A 4,802-nucleotide genomic window follows, 5' to 3' on the forward strand; every position below is an offset into this window, starting at 1 on the left:
CGGATCGGCAGCACGTTTTCAGCGGGCGGCAGCGGGCAGACGGCATGTTCGGTGAAGGCGCAGGGCGGGTTGAGCGCCTTGTTGAAGTCGAGGACGATGGTCTTGTCGGTGACGTCTTCGCCAAAGACGAAGCGGCAGGCGGCATAGGTCGAGTCACGCGAGGTCTGGTCGCGGATGACGAATTGCGGGGATTCCGCCGTGCCATGGGTGGCGAGCAGTTCGTAGGTGACGCCGTCGCGGGTGAAGACAGCCTTGTGGGTTGCTTCGACCTCGGTCTGGATCGCCTTGGACGTGCTGATGGTCAGGCCCTTGGGTGCTTCGAAGGCAACCCAATCGGCGGTGATGCGCCACGTGGGGTCCAGCGGGAAATATTCGAGCGGCTGCAACTGGTTGGGTGCGTCCGATGTGGTATCGCGTACGCGCAGGGCATTCTCGCCATTGAGCGAGGTGACTTCCAGCAACAGGTTTCCGGCGGTGAAGCGCGGCGGGCTGTACTTTGAGAGTTTCAGCACCTGGGCGGCGCTGCCATCGGCCGGCGTATAGGTGACCTGGCCATCTGTGTCCTGGGTCAGGCTGCCGACATAGGACGGGCCGGAGGAGAGGATGATGTCATTGTCCGCGGCGGCGCCGACAGTGACGGTGCCTTCTGCCAGCCAGACGCGGGCGATGATGTTGAGCCAGCCATTGGGCGCCTTGAGCGCGGCGAGGCGCTTGGCCTGCCATTCGGCATATTGGGTTGGATAGTCGGTCATGACGGCACCTTGTTCAGTGTGAGGCGCGGCACGCTGGCAAGCAGGCGCTGCGTATAGGGATGCTTTGGATTGGCGAGAACTGTGGCCGTGTCGCCGGCTTCGACGATGCGGCCTTTTTCGAGAATGACGATGCGTCGACAGAGCGCGGCGACGACGCCGATATCGTGCGAGACGAACAGCAGGCTCATGGTTTTGCTGAGGCCTACCAGGAGGTCGACGATGCGGATGCGGGTCGTCAGGTCGAGGGCGCTGACCGCTTCGTCGGCGAGCAGCAGGCGCGGGCCGGGCACGATGGCGCGGGCAATGGCGATGCGCTGGCGCTGGCCGCCGGAGAACTGATGCGGGAAGCGAGTGCCGACGTCGCGGTCGAGGTCGACGGCTTCCAGGGCATCGCTGACCATTTTCGCGTGATCGCCGGGGATCTTCAGCGAACGCAGGGGCTCGGCGATGATGGATTGGATCGTCTGGCGCGGATCGAGTGAGGAATAGGGGTCTTGAAAGACCACCTGCGCCTGGCGGCGGAAATCGCGCATGAACGTGCCGTTGCCGGGGTCGAGTGGTTTGCCATCGAAAGTGATGGTGCCGCTATCGGGGTGGGCGAGGCCGAGCAGGAGGCGCAAGAGGGTCGTTTTGCCCGAGCCGCTTTCGCCGACGAGGCCGATAGTGTCGCCGGGAGCGATCTCCAGCGAGACATCATCGAGAATGCGGCGGTTGGCGGTGTAGCCGAAGCTGACGTGGTCGACGCGGACGAGGCTCATGCGCGGCCCTCCATGGCATCGTCGAGGCGGCGGGCGGCGGCGAGGAGGCTCCTGGTGTAGTCGTGGCGTGGGTTAGCGAAGACGTCGGCCACGTTGCCGGCCTCTACGGTTTCGCCTTGGCGCAGGACGACGACTTGGCTGACAGTGTTGGCGACGACGGGCAGGTCGTGGCTGATGAACAACAGCGCCATGTTACGCTCGCGAACCAAGCGGTCGAGGAGGCCGAGGATTTCAGATTGGGTGGTCACGTCGAGAGCTGTGGTGGGTTCGTCGGCGATGAGCAGGTCGGGCTTGCAGGCGAGGGCCATGGCGATGGCGATACGCTGGCGCTGGCCGCCGGAAAGCTCGTGCGGATAGGATTTTGCGATGCGCTGCGGTTCGGGTAGGGCGACCTCGTCGAGGAGGGCGAGGACGGCCTGATCGAGGGCTGTGCCGGACAGCGGGGTACCATCGCGCTTGGCGCGGCGGGCGAGGGGTTCTGCTACCTGCTTGCCGACGCGCATCAGCGGATCGAGGGCTGTCAGCGGCTCCTGGAAGACGATGGCGACGGCAGTGCCGCGCAACTGGTTCAGCTCGCGATCCGGCGCGCCGATGACTTGCTTCCCCGCAAGAATGGCGGAGCCAGAGGCCGCGAGGCCGGCCGGCAAGAGGCCGGTGGCGGCCAGCGAGGTCAGCGATTTGCCGGAGCCGGATTCGCCGATCAGGCCCAGTCGTTCGCCGCGATTGAGCGAAAGAGACAGGTTCGAAACCAGCGCCTTGCTGCCGGCATGGACGGAAAGATTTTCGAGGGAGAGAAGAGCGCTCATCGGGCGCGCCTCGTCGGGTCGATGGTGTCGCGCAGGCCGTCGGCGAGGAGATTGACGCCGATGGCGAGGGAGACCAGCGCAATGCCGGGGGCGATGGCGCCGAGAGGGGCTGTGTACACCGTGCCCTGGGCTTCCTGCAGGATGCGGCCCCAAGAGGCGTTTGGCGGCGGGGCGCCGAGGCCAAGATAGGAGAGCGAGGCTTCGGCGATGACGGCAAGGCCGAATTGCAGGGCGAAATTGACCGAAAGGGTCGGCCAGATATTGGGCAGGATGTGGATGGCGACGATCTTGGGCCACCCACTGCCCGAGGTGCGGGCGGCCGTGATGTAGTCCATCACCAGCACGCGCTTGGCGAGGATGCGGGTGAGGCGCGCGACGATGGCTGAAAGGGCGATGCCCAGGGCAACGATGGCCGACCAGAGATTGGCCGTGTCGCTGGCTGCGACCACCAACATGGCGATCAGCAGGGTGGGGAAGGCGATGAGAATATCGAGTGTCGCCGCCAAGGCGTCGTCGAGCCATTTGCTGGCAAAGGCCGCGAGAAGGCCGAGGGTGACGCCGATGACAGCGCCGATGGCGACCGCGCCGACGCCGACGACCAGGGCGATGCGGCTGCCGATCATCATCTGGGTGAAGAGATCGCGGCCGAGGCGGTCAGTGCCGAGCCAGTGGAGGAGGCTCGGCCCCTCGAGGCGGCCACCGGCCATGGCGGTGGGGTCGTAGGGCAGCCAGACGAGGGTAAGGAGGCCAATGGCGACGTGAAGGCCGACCAGAAGTATCCCGGCCTTGAGGGCCAGGGAGTGGGATTTCTTGTCGGCAGGAGCGGTCATGGTGGTCGTGCTCATGCCGGCGCCCTCCCGCGGCCGCGGAGGCGCGGATCGATGAGGCGCTGGATGATGTCGGCAGCAAAGCCGATCAGCAGAACGAGAAGGGTCGAAATGAAAAGCACGCCCTGCACGTTGGGATAGTCGCGCTGCTGGATGGCGAGGAGCAGCATGGAGCCGAGGCCGGGCAGCGAAAAGACGCGCTCGATGACCACGGCGCCGAGGAAGGTGCTGGCGAGTTCGATGCCGAGGATGGAAATGACCGGCACGGCGCCGTTGCGCACGCCATGGCGTATCAGCGCCTCGGGGAAACTCGCGCCGAGGGCGCGGGCGGTGCGGAGGAAGTCGCTGCCCAGAACGTCGAGCGTGGCGGCGCGGACATAGCGCAACAGGGACGCACCCATGACTAGGCCGATGGTGAGCGAGGGCAGGATCATGCCGGTGATGGCTTCGCCAAAATTGGCCCAGCCCTTCAAGGGGAAACCGCCCGAGGGAAGCCAGCGCAGATTGATGGAGAAGAGCGTCACCAGCAGGATGCCAAGCCAGAAGACGGGGATAGCAATGCCGAGCTGGGAGACGACGGAGATGGCGGCGCCATACCATTTGTCGGAGCGGACTGCGGCGATGATGCCGAGCGGGATAGCGAGGACGAGGGCGACGAGGAAGCCGAAGAAGGTCAGCGGCAAGGTGACGGCCATGCGGTTGCCGATCTCTCCCAGCACCGAGGCTTTGCTGACAAAAGAGGTGCCGAGGTCGAGGCGGGCGATATTGCCGAGAAAGCTGACGAACTGGACATAGAGCGGCTGGTCGGAGCCGACCTGGGCGCGGGCGGCGGCGATCTGTTGCTCGGTGGCGCCGACGCCAAGGAGCGCATTGGCCGGATCGCCGGGGAGGAGGCGCAGCAGCACGAACAGCACAACCGCTGCGATGAACAGCGAGGCGATAAGGATCAGCGTGCGGCGGATGGTGTAGGCGAGAATGGTCTTAGTCCTTGCGCGATATCAGGCGCGACAATAGCGGGGCCGTAAAGGCAAAGCCACCGGCCGATAGGCCGGTGGACAGAGTGTTCAACGGGAAATCCCGGTTGCCGTCATCACCGGGCTTGTCCCGGTGATCCATCGCTCGTCGAGGTATGGATTGCCGGGACAAGCCCGGCAATGACGACCCGAGAAAATCCAGTGCTATTCGCTCTTCTGGATGTCGTAGGCGAAGAACTGGGAGTTCAGGCCGTTGATCGGGTAGCCGGTGACGTTGGCGGCCGAAACGACGATCTGCGGGTAGAGGTAGAGCCAGTTGCCGGCGGCGTCTTCGGCGATCTGCTTGTTGGCTTCGGTGAGCTTGGCGACCTGGTCGGCGTCGGTGGTGGCGCTCTCGCTGTCGGCGATCAGCTTGACGACGTCGGGGTTGTTGTAGCCCCAGTAGAAGTCGGGGTTGCCGTAGAAGACGATGTCGCGGTGGTTCACGTGCTCCTGCAGGGTCGCCTGGAAGTCGTGCGCCTTATAGATCTTCTCGTACCACTCGTTGGCGGTGATGATGTTGATGTTCACCTTGACGCCGACCTTGGCGTATTCGGCCTGGAGGAACTGGGCGACGATCGGGTGCGGGTCGTAATCCGGGGTGTCGAGGGTGAACTCGAAGCCATTGGGGAAGCCAGCCTCGGCG

General features: G+C 65.0%; 5 protein-coding genes and 1 pseudogene. All 6 read right to left on the minus strand.

Annotation, left to right across the window (positions count from 1 at the left end; all coding sequences use genetic code 11):
• Nucleotides 1-752: DUF1684 domain-containing protein (locus ABW043_RS09640; protein ID WP_353920996.1), on the minus strand; the 752-nt coding region annotated here is incomplete at its 3' end.
• Nucleotides 749-1,510, minus strand: coding sequence for an ABC transporter ATP-binding protein (locus ABW043_RS09645; protein WP_353920997.1), 762 nt, complete (start codon nucleotides 1,508-1,510; stop codon nucleotides 749-751). The genes ABW043_RS09645 and ABW043_RS09640, both read right to left, overlap by 4 nt.
• Nucleotides 1,507-2,316 carry an ATP-binding cassette domain-containing protein gene (locus ABW043_RS09650; RefSeq protein WP_353920998.1) on the minus strand — a complete coding sequence of 270 codons (810 nt, stop codon included), beginning with the start codon at nucleotides 2,314-2,316 and terminating at the stop codon, nucleotides 1,507-1,509. The genes ABW043_RS09645 and ABW043_RS09650 overlap by 4 nt, the downstream gene beginning before the upstream one ends.
• Nucleotides 2,313-3,146: an ABC transporter permease gene (locus ABW043_RS09655; RefSeq protein WP_353920999.1), complete on the minus strand. Its 834-nt coding sequence runs from the start codon at nucleotides 3,144-3,146 to the stop codon at nucleotides 2,313-2,315. The genes ABW043_RS09650 and ABW043_RS09655 overlap by 4 nt, the downstream gene beginning before the upstream one ends.
• 11 nt (nucleotides 3,147-3,157) lie before the next feature.
• Complete coding sequence (locus ABW043_RS09660; RefSeq protein ID WP_353921000.1) at nucleotides 3,158-4,105, minus strand: ABC transporter permease; 948 nt, start codon at nucleotides 4,103-4,105, stop codon at nucleotides 3,158-3,160.
• A gap of 216 nt (nucleotides 4,106-4,321) precedes the next feature.
• Nucleotides 4,322-4,802 (minus strand): annotated as a pseudogene (locus ABW043_RS09665) (ABC transporter substrate-binding protein); the annotation flags it as partial.

Source organism: Devosia sp. (assembly GCF_040509215.1).
GTDB lineage: Bacteria > Pseudomonadota > Alphaproteobacteria > Rhizobiales > Devosiaceae > Devosia.

Excerpts from the sequence above, each read along its gene's own strand:
- ABW043_RS09645 (WP_353920997.1), bottom strand. The coding sequence starts at position 1,510 with ATGAGCCTCGTCCGCGTCGACCACGTCAGCTTCGGCTACACCGCCAAC.
- ABW043_RS09650 (WP_353920998.1), bottom strand. The coding sequence starts at position 2,316 with ATGAGCGCTCTTCTCTCCCTCGAAAATCTTTCCGTCCATGCCGGCAGC.
- ABW043_RS09655 (WP_353920999.1), bottom strand. The coding sequence starts at position 3,146 with ATGACCGCTCCTGCCGACAAGAAATCCCACTCCCTGGCCCTCAAGGCC.